Here is a 19125-nt window from a genome sequence, read left to right on the forward strand (position 1 = left end):
TGTGTTTTGTTCTTTAACAATCTGGAAGAAGTAAAGTTTTATGTCAATCCGTGAAAACGGTTTGGCAGGGTAGTAATCACAGTATCAACAAACAAAGCAACAACGCTGTACATTCTTATCTCTGTAACGTCTTTTCTGCTTAGTCGGCGGGAGAGGCTAACGTTATAGGGACAAGCGAATAAGTGCACATGGTGGATGCCTTGGCGATTACAGGCGATGAAGGACGTAGTAGCTTGCGATAAGCTGCGGGGAGTGAGCAAACACACTTTGATCCGCAGATTTCCGAATGGGGAAACCCGGCCTTTTAGGTCATTGCATACTGAATACATAGGTATGCAAAGCGAACGCGGCGAACTGAAACATCTAAGTAGCTGCAGGAAAATAAATCAACCGAGATTCCCAAAGTAGTGGCGAGCGAAATGGGATGAGCCTGCATGATTTAGCACGACGCATAGTAGAACGGATTGGAAACTCCGGCCATAGAGGGTGATAGCCCCTTATACGAAATGCGATGTGTGGAACTAAGTATGCGACAAGTAGGGCGGGACACGAGAAATCCTGTCTGAATATGGGGGGACCATCCTCCAAGGCTAAATACTCGTAATCGACCGATAGTGAACCAGTACCGTGAGGGAAAGGCGAAAAGAACCCCGGGAGGGGAGTGAAATAGATCCTGAAACCGTGTGCATACAAACAGTAGGAGCGGACTTGTTCCGTGACTGCGTACCTTTTGTATAATGGGTCAGCGACTTACATTCAGTGGCAAGGTTAACCATATAGGGAAGCCGTAGAGAAATCGAGTCCGAATAGGGCGACAGTCGCTGGGTGTAGACCCGAAACCAAGTGATCTACTCATGGCCAGGATGAAGGTGCGGTAACACGCCCTGGAGGTCCGAACCCACTAATGTTGAAAAATTAGGGGATGAGCTGTGGGTAGGGGTGAAAGGCTAAACAAACTTGGAAATAGCTGGTTCTCTCCGAAAACTATTTAGGTAGTGCCTCAAGTATCACCATCGGGGGTAGAGCACTGTTATGGCTAGGGGGTCATTGCGACTTACCAAACCATTGCAAACTCCGAATACCGATGAGTGCGAGCTTGGGAGACAGACGTCGGGTGCTAACGTCCGGCGTCAAGAGGGAAACAACCCAGACCGCCAGCTAAGGTCCCAAAGATTGGCTAAGTGGAAAACGAAGTGGGAAGGCTAAAACAGTCAGGATGTTGGCTTAGAAGCAGCCATCATTTAAAGAAAGCGTAATAGCTCACTGATCGAGTCGTCCTGCGCGGAAGATGTAACGGGGCTAAGCCAGTCACCGAAGCTGCGGATATATTTCTCGATGCTTGCATCTTGATCTATATGGTAGGAGAGCGTTCTGTAAGCCTGTGAAGGTGTCTTGTAAAGGATGCTGGAGGTATCAGAAGTGCGAATGCTGACATGAGTAGCGATAATGGGGGTGAAAAGCCCCCACGCCGTAAGCCCAAGGTTTCCTGTTCAACGTTCATCGGAGCAGGGTGAGTCGGCCCCTAAGGCGAGGCAGAGATGCGTAGCTGATGGGAAGCAGGTTAATATTCCTGCACCGTCGTATGATGCGATGGGGGGACGGATCGCGGAAGGTTGTCCAACTGTTGGAATAGTTGGTTTTTGGCTCATAGAAGGTGCTTAGGCAAATCCGGGCACGTAATTCAAGGGGTTGAGACGAGGGTCCTTGCGACCCGAAGCAATCGGAAGTGGTTCCAAGAAAAGCCTCTAAGCTTCAGTCATACGAGACCGTACCGCAAACCGACACAGGTGGGCGAGATGAGTATTCTAAGGCGCTTGAGAGAACTCGGGAGAAGGAACTCGGCAAATTGGTACCGTAACTTCGGGAAAAGGTACGCCCCGGTAGCTTGGCTGATTTACTTCAGTAGGGCGAAAGGGTTGCAATAAACTGGTGGCTGCGACTGTTTAATAAAAACACAGCACTCTGCAAACACGAAAGTGGACGTATAGGGTGTGACGCCTGCCCGGTGCTGGAAGATTAAATGATGGGGTGCAAGCTCTTGATTGAAGTCCCAGTAAACGGCGGCCGTAACTATAACGGTCCTAAGGTAGCGAAATTCCTTGTCGGGTAAGTTCCGACCTGCACGAATGGCGTAACGATGGCCACACTGTCTCCTCCCGAGACTCAGCGAAGTTGAAATGTTTGTGATGATGCAATCTACCCGCGGCTAGACGGAAAGACCCCATGAACCTTTACTGTAGCTTTGCATTGGACTTTGAACCAATCTGTGTAGGATAGGTGGGAGGCTTTGAAGCGGGGACGCCAGTTCTCGTGGAGCCATCCTTGAAATACCACCCTGGTTTGTTTGAGGTTCTAACCTTGGTCCGTTATCCGGATCGGGGACAGTGCATGGTAGGCAGTTTGACTGGGGCGGTCTCCTCCTAAAGTGTAACGGAGGAGTTCGAAGGTACGCTAGATACGGTCGGACATCGTGTTGATAGTGCAATGGCATAAGCGTGCTTAACTGCGAGACTGACAAGTCGAGCAGGTACGAAAGTAGGACATAGTGATCCGGTGGTTCTGTATGGAAGGGCCATCGCTCAACGGATAAAAGGTACTCTGGGGATAACAGGCTGATTCCTCCCAAGAGTTCATATCGACGGGGGAGTTTGGCACCTCGATGTCGGCTCATCACATCCTGGGGCTGTAGCCGGTCCCAAGGGTATGGCTGTTCGCCATTTAAAGTGGTACGTGAGCTGGGTTTAAAACGTCGTGAGACAGTTTGGTCCCTATCTGCCGTGGGCGTTGGAAATTTGAAGGGGGCTGCTCCTAGTACGAGAGGACCGGAGTGGACAGACCTCTGGTGTACCGGTTGTCACGCCAGTGGCATTGCCGGGTAGCTAAGTCTGGAAGAGATAACCGCTGAAAGCATCTAAGCGGGAAACTTGCCTTAAGATGAGATTTCCCAGAGCCTTGAGCTCTTTAAAGGGTCGTTCGAGACCAGGACGTTGATAGGTCAGGTGTGGAAGTGCAGTAATGCATTAAGCTAACTGATACTAATTGCCCGTACGGCTTGTCCCTATAACCTTAGCAGGTACAGAGATAAGAATTGCGCGTGTTGCCTTGTTGTTGATATCTCGAGCACTACCCCGTAGTTCATTACTACGAATACAAAACTTACTTCTTCCAGATTCAAGGTGCAGCTGCCCCGTTGTGGAGCTGTTACCTGTACAAGTTATGCCTGATGACCATAGTAAATCGGTACCACCCCTTCCCATCCCGAACAGGACCGTGAAACGATTTTACGCCGATGATAGTGCTGCAACCAGTGTGAAAGTAGGTTATCGTCAGGCTAGTTATAAGAGAAAAACCCCGGAGCAGAAATGCCTCGGGGTTTTTTTTCGTCCGGTGAAAATATGATGACACCCTGGATTTTGCGTACCCCTCAAGCGGCGCCCGCCATGCGCCTGATCTGCTTCGCCTATGCCGGTGGCAATGCCCGCATGTACGCGCAATGGCAGGCAGCGCTTGGCCCGGAAATTGAAGTGTGGGCCGTGCAGCTGCCAGGCCGTGGTACCCGGCGCAGCGAAGAACCTTTCACCTCGCTGGCCGAATTGATTGCGGTGTTGTCAGACATCCTGCGTCCCGAGGATCAGCTGCCCTTCATGTTCTTCGGCCACAGCCTGGGTGCACTCATTGCGTTTGAACTCACGCGCCATTTCGCCGCCCATGATAGTCGGCTGCCCGATCGCCTCATGGTTTCGGCGGCCAACGCGCCGGGCCGGCGCAATCGTTCACGCGGCCTGCACACCATGGGCGACGACGAATTGATCGAGCAATTGCGGGGATTTAACGGCACGCCTCCCGCGGTCATGAAGTACCGCGAGCTGCTGGTCATGGCGCTGCCGGCCATACGCGCCGATTTTGCCGTGTCCGAAACCTATCAGTACCGCGCCGGGCCGCGCCTGCCGGTACCGCTCACGGTGCTGGCCGGCCGCGGCGATCCTTTGACAAGCAACGTGCAAATCGAGGCGTGGGCATGTGAAACAAGCGCGCCGTGCGAGGTGCACTGGTTTGACGGCGACCACTTCTTCATCAACGAACAAGAAGCTGCCGTGCTTGAGCTGATTCGCCTTAGTGTGGCTGCATCCAGTGCGAACGCTTGACGATATCGCCGATCATGTCTGCCGTTACTGCTGACAAGGTCCATCCCAGGTGGCCATGCCCGGTGTTATAAAACACGCAGGGAGATTTGCCGCGCCCGACCCGCGGCAGCATGGTCGGCATCATCGGGCGCAAACCTGCCCAGGGCACGACACTGCGGGTGTTAATGCCCGGGAAGCATTCATGGACCCAGTCGACCAGCGGCCGGATGCGGTCGGCCCGGATATCGCGATTGAAGCCATTGAATTCAGCGGTACCCGCCACGCGGAAGCGTTCATCGCCCAGCCGGCTGGTGACCAGTTTGGTCGCATCGTCCAGCAGGCTGACCGTGGGCGCCGCGGCCTGGCTGGCAGCATCGTGCAGATTGACCGTGATTGAATAGCCTTTGACGGGATAGATATTGACCCGGTCGCCCAGTGACGCGGCCAGGCTGCGGCTGGCGGTGCCGGCGCAGACCACCACGCCGTCAAAAACAGTGGTCTCTTCATCGTTACCCCGCCCGACCGAGATGCTGACGGCACTGCCGTCGGTCACCACACCGGCCACTTCACGTCCGTGCATGAAGCGCACGCCCAGGCGCTGCGCTGCATGGGCCAGGCCCACCGTGAATTTGTGGATGTCGCCGGTGGCGTCGCTGTCGGTGAAAAAGCCGCCGTAGTAGTTCCCCGCCAGGGTCGGTTCAATGGCGCGCATCTCCGACGGCGTGACTGCGCGGCGCTCAAGGCCGCCTTGTGCCAGCATGCGGGTCACGTTGGCGGCGTGGTCAAAGCTGGCCTTGTCGCGGTAGATGTGCAGGATGCCTTTGCGCTTGGCATCAAAATCAATATTCTCATCCTCCGCCCAGGCAAACAGGTGCTTGCGGGCGGCAATGGCCAGGCGCGCGGTTTCCACCGTGTTGGCGTGGTAATGCGGGATGGCGGCGATGAATTCGGCGAACCAGGACAATTTGTGCCAGCTCGGTGTCGGATTGACCAGCAAGGGCGCGTCGCGGGTGAGCATCCACTTGATGCCTTTCAGGAGCGTGGAGCTGTGATTCCATACTTCCGCATTGGAAGCGGACAGCTGGCCGCCGTTGGCAAACGAGGTTTCCATGCCGGTGTAGCGGTGCTTTTCGATGACGGTGACGGTATAGCCGCGTTTGGCGAGCGCGTACGCCGTCGTGACGCCGGTAATGCCGCCGCCGATAACTGCAATGGTTTTCATGTAGATCAGGTCCAGAAGGTCATTGAAAGGAAATCCGCACGCACCATGCGCGCAGGACACCCCCTCTGTGCTGGACCTGAGAGATTCACCGCCACGCCTGTGCGGTTTGCTCCTTCGGTGCATCGGGTGACGAGATCCGATGGCTCTTCAGAGTGCATGTGCAATATCGGTCCCTGGGCCTGAGAGATTCCGGGGCGGTTGCTCCTTCGGCGCTGCCGCATGCGGCAGACTCTCCCGATATCGCGTTGGCATTGCGCCAACAACGCGGCAAGCTTAAACCACTGCCGTCCAAATCCCAAGCCTTATTTGCTAGGTCTCGCCGCTGAGGTAGCCGCTGTTGCTTTCCCGGCAGCGTTTGCGCTCGAACCATGGGAAGGCCAGCCAGAGACCGACCAGCACAAACACGGTCGCCAGCGCGCCCGCGATGCTCACGTCAAGCTTGCGCGTGGCCACGAAGATCACGGTGAACATATCCAGCGCCAGGCCGGCGGCCAGTGGCCACAGCGCCGAGCGCAGCAGGGCAGCGGAGCGCTTGATCATCCGGCGCGACACGTATGCCGGCCCCACGATGCGGTAATAAATGGCGGGCGTCATCACCAGCGCCACCGCCAGGATGACCATGGCCAGGCTGACCAGGTGGCAGGTCACTGCGAACGCGGGCAAGCCGCCAAAGCGTTCACTGAACACGGCAATGGTCTGGAAACCAAACAGCGCCTGCACACCGGGAAGAATGACGCGCGCCTCTTCGATAATGTCGCGCATCTCTTCATGAAAATTATTTGTCTCTTGTGCTTTTTCCATGAACGAACAGTACCGGTATTCCTCCTGGTCATCAATAGCGCACTGTTGAACTGCGCCCGAACACGTTGAGTCCAATCAATGCAGCTTGTCAGCGGCTTCGTAGTATTGCCTTTCGATCGTGCGTTGATGTTTTCTGACAGGGGTGGCCATGATGAGAAGCGGCAGATGGGCAGTGCGGGCAGTGGCGGCGGCGATCTGCCTGATGGGCAGCGGCTGCGGCCGGGTGGAGCTGGCCTTTGGCGAGGCGCCCCGGCACAGCCAGGTACAGGCGGACATCACGCGCACCAGTTACGGGCTGGCCCACATCCGGGCTGACGATTTCCGGGGCCTGGGATACGGGCTGGCATATGCCTACGCCCAGGATAATCTGTGCATGTTCGCGGACACCCTGCTGACAGTGCGTGGCGAACGGTCCCGCTATTTCGGCCCCGCCGCATCGGCAACGGAGCCTGCCAACGGCGAGTATGGTGCCGCCATTTATTACGTCAAGCTCAACAACCTCGACAGCGATTTCTTTTTCAAGGGCTATCTCGACATCGAGCAATTGCGCGCCGGCTATGCGGCAGGCAGCCGGGACACGCAGGAACTGCTGGAAGGCTACGTCATCGGCTACAACCGCTATCTGAAAGACCACGCGGGGCGCTACCCGGCGGCGTGCAACAACGCGGCCTGGGTCAAGCCGATCACGGTCGACGACATGTACCGGGTGCTGGCAGAAAAAGCCCTGCACGCTACGGGCGAAGTGTTCGCCCAGGAATTTGTGAACGGGGGACGATCCCCCGGGCAGGCACTCCCGTCCGCGCCGGCCGGACCCGCCAACGGGGCCCTGCTGCAGGAGCGGCTGCGCCGCCTGACGCGGGAGCAGCTGGGCAGCAACGCGCTGGCCATCGGCAGCGACTTGAGTGCCACGGGGCGCGGCCTGTTGTTGGGCAATCCTCATTACCCGTGGACCAGTACCGACCGCTTCTACCAGGCGCACCTTACCGTGCCCGGGAGCTACGATGCCATGGGCGTGATTCTGGGGGGCATTCCCCTGGTCGTGATTGGCTTTAACAGGGACGTGGCCTGGAGTCATACCGTGACCGCCGCCGTCCACTTCACCACGTTCAAGCTTGCGCTGGACGGGCGCGACCCGGCCGGCACCACCTACCTCATTGACGGGGTGGCCGAAAAGATGAGCAGCCGCCAAGTATCCGTGGATGTGCGTGAGGCGGACGGGAGCATGACTGCGCGCAGCAAGACCTTTTATTTCAGTCGCCACGGGGCAGTTGTCGTATGGCCTGCTGCCGGCCTGGGATGGACTGCCAGTGAAGTGACGGTACTGGGCGACCCCAACCGCAACAATACGCGCCTCATGGACCAATGGCTGGGCATTGGTCGGGCACAAAGCGTTGCGGAACTCAAGTCCGCGCTCGATCGGACGGCGGGACTGCCGTGGGTGAACACGGTGGCGGCAGACCGGCACGGCAACACCCTGTATGCGGACGCCAGTGTCGTGCCGCACATGGAAACAGCAAAGTTCCTGTCGGATTGCTTGCTGTTCGAACCGTTGCTGACCTTTGACGGAACACGATCGGCATGTGGCTGGGGCAGCGATCCGGATACACCACCCGGCATCTTCTCACCAGCGCGCGCACCCTTTGCCATGCGTACGGATTATGCAGGCAACTCCAATGATTCCTATTGGCTCAACAATGCCCGGGCCTTGCTGACCGGACCTGCGCCCTACGGCTACTCACCCCTGTATGGCCCGGTCAACGCTGCGCAATCGCTGCGCACCCGCATAGGATTTGTGCAGCTGGAGGAACAGATCGCGCAGCGCGGCCGCTTGCAGCTGCAGGACTTGCAGGAACTGGCGTTTGCCAACCGCATCCATGCCGCCGAGCTGGTCCTGCCCGACTTGCTGCCGCACTGCCTGGCGTCGTCCGATGCGCAGGTGCGGGCCGGCTGCGCCGCATTGGCCGGCTGGGACCGGCGGGCCAATCTGGAAAGCCGGGGCGCCGTCCTGTTTCGCGAATTCTGGCTGCAGGTTGCCAATGCTCCGGGCAAGTGGGCAGTGCCGTTCGATCCCCGCGATCCTGTCCACACGCCGCGCGCTCTGGCTGCGGGCCTTGTCCCTGACATGCTGGCTTCGCTCAAGCGGAGCGTGCAGAAACTGGAGATGCTGGGCGTCCCCCTGGATGGGCCGCTCGGGCAGTACCAGAGTGACACGCGCGGCGGTGTCCGGGTGCCAATTCACGGGGGCATCGGCAATGTCGATGGTTCCTACAATTCCCTGACCATGGGCTCGCCGCTGCGGGCCACTGGGTACGAGAACGTGATCTGGGGCACGAGTTACGTGCAGACGGTCACCTTTGACCACAAGGGGCCGGTGGCCGAGGGCATGCTGGTGTATGGGCAATCCGTGGACCCTGCGTCACCGCATTATGGCGACCAGGTGCCGCTGTTTTCGCGCAAGCAGTTTATCGCGCTGCCATTCTGGCCGGAAGACATGAAGGCGGACCCCCAGTACAAGGTCATGCGCATCGCGGAATAGGTGAGAAAGCGCTTGCGGACCGGGACGCGGCTTGCTATAGTTCGCCTCCCCGAACGAAACGTTAACGAAATCAAGTAGTTAGCAAGCCGTCAGGGAGTGTCGAAAACGACGCTGTAATAAAAAAGGGAGTTGACGAGAATCGCGAAACGCTGCATAATCTCACCTCTCTGCTGCAACGAACACAACGCTTCGTAGCCTGCAGCAAGGCAGTACCGAATAAGTTCTTTAAAAATTAACAGTCGATAAGTGTGGGCGTTTGATGAAGGTGCCAACAGAGCGAAAGCGATGTTGAATACTTAAATTATCAAATGTTCACAAGAAAGAAATATAGGCGCTACGAAAGTAGTGGCCTGTCAGTATTTTGAGTGAGCGAATTCGGACCAATGGGACGAATTCGGGCAGAAATGCCCGACAAACAGAGATTGAACTGAAGAGTTTGATCCTGGCTCAGATTGAACGCTGGCGGCATGCCTTACACATGCAAGTCGAACGGCAGCGCGGGGCAACCTGGCGGCGAGTGGCGAACGGGTGAGTAATATATCGGAACGTACCCTGGAGTGGGGGATAACGTAGCGAAAGTTACGCTAATACCGCATACGATCTAAGGATGAAAGTGGGGGATCGCAAGACCTCATGCTCCTGGAGCGGCCGATATCTGATTAGCTAGTTGGTGGGGTAAAGGCCTACCAAGGCATCGATCAGTAGCTGGTCTGAGAGGACGACCAGCCACACTGGAACTGAGACACGGTCCAGACTCCTACGGGAGGCAGCAGTGGGGAATTTTGGACAATGGGCGCAAGCCTGATCCAGCAATGCCGCGTGAGTGAAGAAGGCCTTCGGGTTGTAAAGCTCTTTTGTCAGGGAAGAAACGGTGAGGGCTAATATCCCTTGCTAATGACGGTACCTGAAGAATAAGCACCGGCTAACTACGTGCCAGCAGCCGCGGTAATACGTAGGGTGCAAGCGTTAATCGGAATTACTGGGCGTAAAGCGTGCGCAGGCGGTTTTGTAAGTCTGTCGTGAAATCCCCGGGCTCAACCTGGGAATTGCGATGGAGACTGCAAGGCTAGAATCTGGCAGAGGGGGGTAGAATTCCACGTGTAGCAGTGAAATGCGTAGAGATGTGGAGGAACACCGATGGCGAAGGCAGCCCCCTGGGTCAAGATTGACGCTCATGCACGAAAGCGTGGGGAGCAAACAGGATTAGATACCCTGGTAGTCCACGCCCTAAACGATGTCTACTAGTTGTCGGGTTTTAATTAACTTGGTAACGCAGCTAACGCGTGAAGTAGACCGCCTGGGGAGTACGGTCGCAAGATTAAAACTCAAAGGAATTGACGGGGACCCGCACAAGCGGTGGATGATGTGGATTAATTCGATGCAACGCGAAAAACCTTACCTACCCTTGACATGTACGGAAGCCTTGAGAGATCGAGGCGTGCTCGAAAGAGAGCCGTAACACAGGTGCTGCATGGCTGTCGTCAGCTCGTGTCGTGAGATGTTGGGTTAAGTCCCGCAACGAGCGCAACCCTTGTCATTAGTTGCTACGAAAGAGCACTCTAATGAGACTGCCGGTGACAAACCGGAGGAAGGTGGGGATGACGTCAAGTCCTCATGGCCCTTATGGGTAGGGCTTCACACGTCATACAATGGTACATACAGAGGGCCGCCAACCCGCGAGGGGGAGCTAATCCCAGAAAGTGTATCGTAGTCCGGATTGTAGTCTGCAACTCGACTACATGAAGTTGGAATCGCTAGTAATCGCGGATCAGCATGTCGCGGTGAATACGTTCCCGGGTCTTGTACACACCGCCCGTCACACCATGGGAGCGGGTTTTACCAGAAGTAGGTAGCTTAACCGTAAGGAGGGCGCTTACCACGGTAGGATTCGTGACTGGGGTGAAGTCGTAACAAGGTAGCCGTATCGGAAGGTGCGGCTGGATCACCTCCTTTCTAGAGTTGCACACGCACAGTAATGTGAGGGCCCCATTAGAGGGGTGTTCATTAAGCGTCCACTCTTATCGACTGTTGAAATTAGAAGAAACAGTAGTAGTGTCCAAGTCGGGGCTGTAGCTCAGCTGGTTAGAGCACCGTGTTGATAACGCGGGGGTCGTTGGTTCGAGTCCAACCAGCCCTACCAAATGGGGGATTAGCTCAGCTGGGAGAGCACCTGCTTTGCAAGCAGGGGGTCGTCGGTTCGATCCCGTCATCCTCCACCATCACTCTACTATCTCGTGAAAGTCCAAATGTAAGCCTGTGTGGTTTAGGTTTGATCTTTTAGAGATCATTGCTGTTTTGTTCTTTAACAATCTGGAAGAAGTAAAGTTTTATGTCAATCCGTGAAAACGGTTTGGCAGGGTAGTAATCACAGTATCAACAAACAAAGCAACAACGCTGTACATTCTTATCTCTGTAACGTCTTTTCTGCTTAGTCGGCGGGAGAGGCTAACGTTATAGGGACAAGCGAATAAGTGCACATGGTGGATGCCTTGGCGATTACAGGCGATGAAGGACGTAGTAGCTTGCGATAAGCTGCGGGGAGTGAGCAAACACACTTTGATCCGCAGATTTCCGAATGGGGAAACCCGGCCTTTTAGGTCATTGCATACTGAATACATAGGTATGCAAAGCGAACGCGGCGAACTGAAACATCTAAGTAGCTGCAGGAAAATAAATCAACCGAGATTCCCAAAGTAGTGGCGAGCGAAATGGGATGAGCCTGCATGATTTAGCATGACGCATAGTAGAACGGATTGGAAACTCCGGCCATAGAGGGTGATAGCCCCTTATACGAAATGCGATGTGTGGAACTAAGTATGCGACAAGTAGGGCGGGACACGAGAAATCCTGTCTGAATATGGGGGGACCATCCTCCAAGGCTAAATACTCGTAATCGACCGATAGTGAACCAGTACCGTGAGGGAAAGGCGAAAAGAACCCCGGGAGGGGAGTGAAATAGATCCTGAAACCGTGTGCATACAAACAGTAGGAGCGGACTTGTTCCGTGACTGCGTACCTTTTGTATAATGGGTCAGCGACTTACATTCAGTGGCAAGGTTAACCATATAGGGAAGCCGTAGAGAAATCGAGTCCGAATAGGGCGACAGTCGCTGGGTGTAGACCCGAAACCAAGTGATCTACTCATGGCCAGGATGAAGGTGCGGTAACACGCCCTGGAGGTCCGAACCCACTAATGTTGAAAAATTAGGGGATGAGCTGTGGGTAGGGGTGAAAGGCTAAACAAACTTGGAAATAGCTGGTTCTCTCCGAAAACTATTTAGGTAGTGCCTCAAGTATCACCATCGGGGGTAGAGCACTGTTATGGCTAGGGGGTCATTGCGACTTACCAAACCATTGCAAACTCCGAATACCGATGAGTGCGAGCTTGGGAGACAGACGTCGGGTGCTAACGTCCGGCGTCAAGAGGGAAACAACCCAGACCGCCAGCTAAGGTCCCAAAGATTGGCTAAGTGGAAAACGAAGTGGGAAGGCTAAAACAGTCAGGATGTTGGCTTAGAAGCAGCCATCATTTAAAGAAAGCGTAATAGCTCACTGATCGAGTCGTCCTGCGCGGAAGATGTAACGGGGCTAAGCCAGTCACCGAAGCTGCGGATATGTCTTTGACATATGGTAGGAGAGCGTTCTGTAAGCCTGTGAAGGTGTCTTGTAAAGGATGCTGGAGGTATCAGAAGTGCGAATGCTGACATGAGTAGCGATAATGGGGGTGAAAAGCCCCCACGCCGTAAGCCCAAGGTTTCCTGTTCAACGTTCATCGGAGCAGGGTGAGTCGGCCCCTAAGGCGAGGCAGAGATGCGTAGCTGATGGGAAGCAGGTTAATATTCCTGCACCGTCGTATGATGCGATGGGGGGACGGATCGCGGAAGGTTGTCCAACTGTTGGAATAGTTGGTTTTTGGCTCATAGAAGGCGCTTAGGCAAATCCGGGCGCGGAATTCAAGGGGTTGAGACGAGGGTCCTTGTGACCCGAAGCAATCGGAAGTGGTTCCAAGAAAAGCCTCTAAGCTTCAGTCATACGAGACCGTACCGCAAACCGACACAGGTGGGCGAGATGAGTATTCTAAGGCGCTTGAGAGAACTCGGGAGAAGGAACTCGGCAAATTGGTACCGTAACTTCGGGAAAAGGTACGCCCCGGTAGCTTGGCTGATTTACTTCAGTAGGGCGAAAGGGTTGCAATAAACTGGTGGCTGCGACTGTTTAATAAAAACACAGCACTCTGCAAACACGAAAGTGGACGTATAGGGTGTGACGCCTGCCCGGTGCTGGAAGATTAAATGATGGGGTGCAAGCTCTTGATTGAAGTCCCAGTAAACGGCGGCCGTAACTATAACGGTCCTAAGGTAGCGAAATTCCTTGTCGGGTAAGTTCCGACCTGCACGAATGGCGTAACGATGGCCACACTGTCTCCTCCCGAGACTCAGCGAAGTTGAAATGTTTGTGATGATGCAATCTACCCGCGGCTAGACGGAAAGACCCCATGAACCTTTACTGTAGCTTTGCATTGGACTTTGAACCAATCTGTGTAGGATAGGTGGGAGGCTTTGAAGCGGGGACGCCAGTTCTCGTGGAGCCATCCTTGAAATACCACCCTGGTTTGTTTGAGGTTCTAACCTTGGTCCGTTATCCGGATCGGGGACAGTGCATGGTAGGCAGTTTGACTGGGGCGGTCTCCTCCTAAAGTGTAACGGAGGAGTTCGAAGGTACGCTAGATACGGTCGGACATCGTGTTGATAGTGCAATGGCATAAGCGTGCTTAACTGCGAGACTGACAAGTCGAGCAGGTACGAAAGTAGGACATAGTGATCCGGTGGTTCTGTATGGAAGGGCCATCGCTCAACGGATAAAAGGTACTCTGGGGATAACAGGCTGATTCCTCCCAAGAGTTCATATCGACGGGGGAGTTTGGCACCTCGATGTCGGCTCATCACATCCTGGGGCTGTAGCCGGTCCCAAGGGTATGGCTGTTCGCCATTTAAAGTGGTACGTGAGCTGGGTTTAAAACGTCGTGAGACAGTTTGGTCCCTATCTGCCGTGGGCGTTGGAAATTTGAAGGGGGCTGCTCCTAGTACGAGAGGACCGGAGTGGACAGACCTCTGGTGTACCGGTTGTCACGCCAGTGGCATTGCCGGGTAGCTAAGTCTGGAAGAGATAACCGCTGAAAGCATCTAAGCGGGAAACTTGCCTTAAGATGAGATTTCCCAGAGCCTTGAGCTCTTTAAAGGGTCGTTCGAGACCAGGACGTTGATAGGTCAGGTGTGGAAGTGCAGTAATGCATTAAGCTAACTGATACTAATTGCCCGTACGGCTTGTCCCTATAACCTTAGCAGGTGCAGAGATAAGAATGTCGCGTGTTGCCTTGTTGTTGATATCTCGAGCACTACCCCGTAGTTCGTTACTACGAATACAAAAACTTACTTCTTCCAGATTCAAGGTGCAGCTGCCCCGTTGTGGAGCTGTTACCTGTACAAGTTATGCCTGATGACCATAGTAAATCGGTACCACCCCTTCCCATCCCGAACAGGACCGTGAAACGATTTTACGCCGATGATAGTGCTGCAACCAGTGTGAAAGTAGGTTATCGTCAGGCTAGTTATAAGAGAAAAACCCCGGAGCAGAAATGCCTCGGGGTTTTTTTTCGTCTGTCGTTTTTAGTGCGTCTGATCCGACTTCACAAAATACTTGCGCGCGTAGGACAGGAGCTGCGCATCATTCGGATGATCCACCGTCTCCACGCTGACGACCTTGTCCGCCGTGGCCGCATGATGATGGTTAAGGTGGCGCATGAAGGCCAGCTTCTCCATGCCGGGACCGACAATGAGGATCTGCTTCGCATCAACGAGCGTATCGGCAATTTCACACATGTGCGAAGTGTCTTCTTCCGCGCGGTTATTGCTGACCACGCCAGCCTTCTGGTGTTGGGAGGTGGTCTTGATGACTTCCGTGTCGGCCGCGTCGCGGTTGAAGTGGATGACGTGCGCTTCGGCCTGGTCGAGCCAGACGACTGCATGATTGAATGACATGGTGATCCTTGGTTTCGTTGTACTGCAAGCCAATGATCTTGAGGCCATCCAGGCTCCGCGTCGGTACGGCACCGTACGGCTGGATCCCTTATGCGGTGGCCAATGCAGTCCGCCCCAACAGGGCGGACTGTCCGGCGCCGGCTTTACTGCGGCTTGTAAGTGACTTTCAGATTAAAGCTCGCCGAAGTGTAGCCCTTCAGCAGCACGTAGACATCGCCGTTGGCCGTCATGCTCACCGTGCACGCCTCGGTGGCCGTCGACCCATCCGACTTGCAAGTGTAGGAAGACGTCGTCGCAGCATAGGTCTTGCGCACGTACAGATCCACGTCGCCGGTGCCAGTCGTCTCTGCCTTGAGCGTGCCGCCGGCACCGACCTTGAACGGACCGAACGAACGCGTGGCGCCGGTGGCCAGGGTGCCACTGAAGTTCTCCACCCGCGATGCATCGGGAATGCCTGGCCCGTCGCTGCCCAGCTCCATCGCGAACGAGGCCGCCAGCTTGGCGAACTTGAGCGCGTGTGCGGCCTGGCTGCCCATGTTTGCATACGTGTCACTGGCCGTGTGAATGCGCGGGTTGGACTGGCGCATCGTCGTTTCAAACGGCATGGACGCGGCGTAGCCCTGCGCCGTCCACGAAGCATGGTCCGAACAGCCATAGCCGCAGCGGTCGTAGCCGACGGTCAGCCCAGGCTGGTAGGTGGCAATCAGCCGGGCCACGAAATCATTTTGGGCCGCGTTGGTGTAATCGGTATAGATGTAAATGTCGCCGGCAGAGCCCTTGTAGTTGGTCATGTCCAGCTGCATCACGCCCACCACATTGACGTTGTTGGCCTTGTAGTTCTGGGCAATGGCCTGGGAGCCGCGCAAGCCCACCTCCTCGGCCGCATAGGCCATCATCTTGATGGTGCGGCGCGGCTTGTAGCCGCTGGCGATCATGGCGCGCAGGGCTTCGGTCATGCTCGCAATGCCGGAGGCGTCGTCATCGGCGCCGGGCGCACGCGTGGTCTCGCCAGTGCCGGAGCCGGCAGTCGAATCAAGGTGGCCGCCCAGCACAATCACTTCCGCTGCATTGTCGGTGCCATTGATGGTCAGGATCACGGATTTCTGGTTGTAGCCAGCATGCGCAAACTGGGTAACGCTGATATCGCTGCGGCCGGATGCCATGCCCGCCCACTTGCTGCGCAGCCAGTTCGACGCGTCGGTGCCCCCCGTGGTCGTATAGAAGCGGTTGACAAAGGTGGACAGGTCGTTGATCGTCGTGGTGATATTGCTCGCCTGCATTTGCGACAGCACGGGCGACACGAGGCTCTGGTTGTCGATCACATAGGATGGTGCCAGCGCAGCCATCGGCTGGGGCGCCGACATCCTGGCCAGCGAGCGCTTGCCCTCGGCTTCGCTGACGTGCGCCATGAAGCCGCCGCACCGCTTGAGCTCGTGGTGGATCTTTTCGCTCAGCTTCATCATCTGGTCCTCATCGACCTGCACCAGATGGACGCGCTCGGTCGCCGCCGACATCGCGCTCGGCTCATTGGTGCGCAGCACCTGGCTTTCACGGGCCATCACGTGGGGTGCCACTTTTTTCAAGTGCGCGTAGGCTGCGTCGCCCACGGTGATCCAGGTTTTCTTCGACGCTGCCTGTGCCATGCCGCCAGCGAACAGGCCCGCCAGCATGACGGCAACTATTCCCGCCACCGGTGCCCGGTGTCCAACACGCTTCTGCTTCTCCATTATTTTTCCTTTTTTTTATAAGCCGGGCTGATTGCCCACTGCAAGGGCGGAACAAGGCGTGCTGGCCCAATGCCGCCATTCCAAAAGCCGCCCCATGGCGGTACCCTGTCTGGAATGCATGCGACCTGCCTCGGCAAGTCATTGGAAAAAAGATTATCACGGCAAACTGGGCGCACAATGCATGTGTCTGATTAGACCGACAGTCTAATTCTGAACAAAATCAACCACTTACAACCTTTGTGTGCGTGCAGAATGGGGCGATATTACTTTGACTCCTGTCCCTGGAAGCCAAGCCCGGGCTGCTCGAGTGCTGCCAGGCCCGCCGCCTCGCTGTCATGAAGCATGAACCGCTCGCCAGGGCGCAGCCGGCGGTGCAGGGTGGCCGCAATGTCCGGCACATCGCGCACATGCACTTCGATCAGGTACATCGCCTCGCCCGACCCCGGCACCAGGGCGGCGCGGTTGCCCCGTATGGTGACCTGGTGGCCCCCGGCCTTGAGCGCCGCAAACGCGGATTCGCCCACCGTCAGCCAGCCGCTGGGCGGGGCGCCCGTCGTAGGAGCGGAAGTGATCAGCAATGTCGTTGCCATGGTCAGCCTCTCCATCTTGGTCTCCAACTTTCTGTTGGAAAAGCTTACCGCGCACTGTTGAGTCCGGAGCACTGGCGGTGACAGGAGTTTGCGGCACCTCAAACGTTCTCAGGTATAGTCGCCAGCATGCAGACATCGGCCACGTTTATTCAGCAGGCAGCCATGGGCCGGGTGGCCGTGGACGTCACGCGCCACACCGTCCTGTTGCCGCCCCATGTGCATGTGCCGTATGAAGGCAGCGATCCGGCTGTCGCCGCCAGCTTCAGGCACGGTTTTGCCCCATCCTTCGGTTCCGGTATTGCCCTGCGCGAAAAGCTGGCTGACGGCACGCTCGTATTCTATTGCCTGACCGATCGCGGCCCCAATGGCGATGGCCCCCAGGTGCCGGGCCCGGATGGTGCCTTAATGGACAGCAAGCTGTTTCCCGCGCCCAATTTCACCCCCTCCATTGGCGTTCTGCAAGTGGATGCGCATGGCGCCGCACTCGTGTCCAGCCTGCCCATCCGTATGTCGGCCACGCAGCCCGTGTCAGGCTTGCCGCTGCCGCCCGGGACGTTGGGCAACTCCGCCGAAATCCCCCTGCACGACAGCCTGCGCTTCGAGGACGCCGGGCGGCCCATGTTCCACGCCGGCGGGATCGACAGCGAAGCCATGGCCTATGATCGGGTGCGCGGTATGCTCTGGATCACGGACGAATACGGCCCCTTTCTGCTGCAAATCGATCCTGCCACCGGATTGGTACAGGCTCGCTACGGCCCGGGCCACGGCCTGCCTTCAATCCTGGCCCGGCGCCGCGCCAATCGCGGCATGGAAGGCATGGCGCTCGATCCTGCCAGCGGCCGGATCCATGCTTTCCTGCAAAGCCCGCTGAGTGGCGACAGCAAGGATGTCGAGCGCTATGCCCGATTTTTGCGGTGGGTGGAATTCGATCCCGCCAGTGGGGCCACGGTGCGCATGCTGGCTTACCCGCTCGAAGCGGCCGCATTTGCGGGCGGCAAGACCGGTCACGCCAAGCTGGGCGATATGGCGCCCCTGGGCGACGGCAAGTTCGTGGTCATCGAACAGGCCCAGGGCTCCGATGGCCGCATGTTCCATCACCTGGTCATGGTGGACCTGGCCGGCGCCACCGACATCGGCGCTGCCGCCTGCAATCCCCACACTGCCGACCTCGAGCACAGCAGCCTGGCCGGTGAGGCCGTCAACGGGGCCAGCTGGGCACAGGTGATTCCACTGAAAAAGACGTTGCTGCTGGACTTGAACGCCCTTGGCTGGACGGCCGAGAAGGCCGAAGGACTGGCCCTGGTTGATGGGCGGACCCTGGCCTTGACCAATGACAGCGACTTCGGCATGCAGACCCGGGTGTACGACGCGGCCGGGCAGGAATTGCACGAAGATGTCACGCAGTTCGAAGCCGACAGTGCCGGCCACATCGTGGCCGGGAGCGCCAGGGCTCATGTGGTGCGGGTGGCGCCGGCCGAGCCGGACGCGGGCGTCTTCAGCCTGTGGCTGCTCCGCTTTGAGCGGCCCCTGCTGGACTACGCGGTCTGATCAGAACGGACGCGCCACCCGCAGCACCAGGAAATTGGCGCCGCTGTTGGGACGCTTGATGCCGCCATTGGAAAAATGCTGCACCTTGAGCGAGGCATCCCAGCCATTGTTGAACACGTAGCCCACCCCCAGATGGTCGCCGAACTGGAAGGCGGTCGACAGCCTGCTGCCATCGTTGTCATACAGTGCCGACAGCAAATGGTAGCCAATCGCCCCTTCCCCATACCAGCCCCGGGCGCTGTCACGCTGGAAGCGGAATGTGGGCGTGACGCCGATGTCGGTGATGTGCTGATTGTCGCCCGGCACATTGCGGTAGGCCGTGCCGCGCCACTGCGCGATGGAAAAATCCCAGTGCGCCGCAATGTGGGTGCCGTTGGATTGCCACATGGGGCGGCCCCACGGCACCTGCACGCTGGCGCGGACCATCTGTACCCGGGTGCCGCTGCCTGCTTCCAGGGCGGCGTGCTCGACAGCGGCAATGGCAGGAAGGGAGAGCAGCGAGGCGAGCAGGGCAGGGATGGTCAGAAAGCGCATGAGAG

General features: G+C 56.9%; 9 protein-coding genes, 2 tRNA genes, 5 rRNA genes and 1 riboswitch. Of the genes, 10 read left to right on the forward strand and 6 right to left on the reverse strand.

Annotated elements, in window-relative coordinates; translation table 11 throughout:
* Positions 1-168 precede the first annotated feature (168 nt).
* The 3 genes from KY495_RS10070 to KY495_RS10080 all read left to right on the forward strand — a co-directional run bounded on the left by KY495_RS10070 (position 169) and on the right by KY495_RS10080 (position 4145).
* A 23S ribosomal RNA gene (locus KY495_RS10070) occupies positions 169-3060 on the forward strand.
* Between the two features lie 159 nt (positions 3061-3219).
* A 5S ribosomal RNA gene (rrf, locus tag KY495_RS10075) occupies positions 3220-3332 on the forward strand.
* A gap of 63 nt (positions 3333-3395) precedes the next feature.
* Positions 3396-4145 (forward strand): thioesterase II family protein, encoded by a 750-nt coding sequence (locus KY495_RS10080; RefSeq protein WP_229518568.1) that lies wholly within the window; start codon positions 3396-3398, stop codon positions 4143-4145.
* Here the strand turns inward: KY495_RS10080 and KY495_RS10085 are convergent.
* Both KY495_RS10085 and KY495_RS10090 read right to left on the reverse strand, forming a co-directional pair.
* Positions 4114-5346, reverse strand: a complete 1233-nt coding sequence (locus KY495_RS10085; protein ID WP_219883502.1) for a D-amino acid dehydrogenase — start codon at positions 5344-5346, stop codon at positions 4114-4116. The genes KY495_RS10080 and KY495_RS10085 overlap by 32 nt on opposite strands.
* Before the next feature lie 157 nt (positions 5347-5503).
* A riboswitch (glycine riboswitch) is annotated at positions 5504-5593 on the reverse strand.
* 62 nt (positions 5594-5655) lie between these two features.
* Positions 5656-6108, reverse strand: coding sequence for a DUF6328 family protein (locus tag KY495_RS10090; protein WP_229518569.1), 453 nt, complete (start codon positions 6106-6108; stop codon positions 5656-5658).
* Between the two features lie 187 nt (positions 6109-6295).
* Between KY495_RS10090 and KY495_RS10095 the strand changes: the two genes are divergently transcribed.
* From KY495_RS10095 to rrf (KY495_RS10120), 6 genes are all read left to right on the forward strand, one after another.
* Positions 6296-8683: a penicillin acylase family protein gene (locus tag KY495_RS10095; protein ID WP_219883504.1), complete on the forward strand. Its 2388-nt coding sequence runs from the start codon at positions 6296-6298 to the stop codon at positions 8681-8683.
* Positions 8684-9107: 424 nt separating this feature from the next.
* Positions 9108-10636: ribosomal RNA gene (locus KY495_RS10100) — 16S ribosomal RNA — on the forward strand.
* Positions 10637-10746: 110 nt separating this feature from the next.
* Positions 10747-10823: transfer RNA gene (locus tag KY495_RS10105), tRNA-Ile, on the forward strand.
* Between the two features lie 3 nt (positions 10824-10826).
* Positions 10827-10902: transfer RNA gene (locus tag KY495_RS10110), tRNA-Ala, on the forward strand.
* A 238-nt stretch (positions 10903-11140) separates the two neighbouring features.
* A 23S ribosomal RNA gene (locus KY495_RS10115) occupies positions 11141-14015 on the forward strand.
* Between the two features lie 160 nt (positions 14016-14175).
* A 5S ribosomal RNA gene (gene rrf, locus KY495_RS10120) occupies positions 14176-14288 on the forward strand.
* Together the 16S, 23S and 5S rRNA genes with 2 tRNA genes alongside form the textbook arrangement of a ribosomal RNA operon.
* A 61-nt stretch (positions 14289-14349) precedes the next feature.
* On the opposite strand, the gene KY495_RS10125 is transcribed toward rrf (KY495_RS10120), so the two are convergent.
* From KY495_RS10125 to KY495_RS10135, 3 genes are all read right to left on the reverse strand, one after another.
* Positions 14350-14721 carry a translational machinery protein gene (locus tag KY495_RS10125; RefSeq protein WP_219883505.1) on the reverse strand — a complete coding sequence of 124 codons (372 nt, stop codon included), beginning with the start codon at positions 14719-14721 and terminating at the stop codon, positions 14350-14352.
* 143 nt (positions 14722-14864) lie between these two features.
* Positions 14865-16448: a M20/M25/M40 family metallo-hydrolase gene (locus tag KY495_RS10130; RefSeq protein ID WP_219883506.1), complete on the reverse strand. Its 1584-nt coding sequence runs from the start codon at positions 16446-16448 to the stop codon at positions 14865-14867.
* Between the two features lie 263 nt (positions 16449-16711).
* Positions 16712-17038: a hypothetical protein gene (locus tag KY495_RS10135; protein WP_219883507.1), complete on the reverse strand. Its 327-nt coding sequence runs from the start codon at positions 17036-17038 to the stop codon at positions 16712-16714.
* 126 nt (positions 17039-17164) lie between these two features.
* On the opposite strand from KY495_RS10135, the gene KY495_RS10140 reads away from it, so the two are divergent.
* The gene (locus KY495_RS10140) at positions 17165-18586 is read left to right on the forward strand and encodes an esterase-like activity of phytase family protein (RefSeq protein ID WP_219883508.1); all 1422 of its coding nucleotides are present in this window, start codon (positions 17165-17167) and stop codon (positions 18584-18586) included.
* Here the strand turns inward: KY495_RS10140 and KY495_RS10145 are convergent, their stop codons facing one another.
* Positions 18587-19120, reverse strand: coding sequence for an acyloxyacyl hydrolase (locus tag KY495_RS10145; protein ID WP_219883509.1), 534 nt, complete (start codon positions 19118-19120; stop codon positions 18587-18589). It lies immediately after the preceding gene.
* Positions 19121-19125: the final 5 nt, after the last annotated feature.

Source organism: Massilia sp. PAMC28688 (genome assembly GCF_019443445.1).
In the GTDB taxonomy this organism is placed as follows: Bacteria; Pseudomonadota; Gammaproteobacteria; order Burkholderiales; family Burkholderiaceae_D; genus Telluria_A.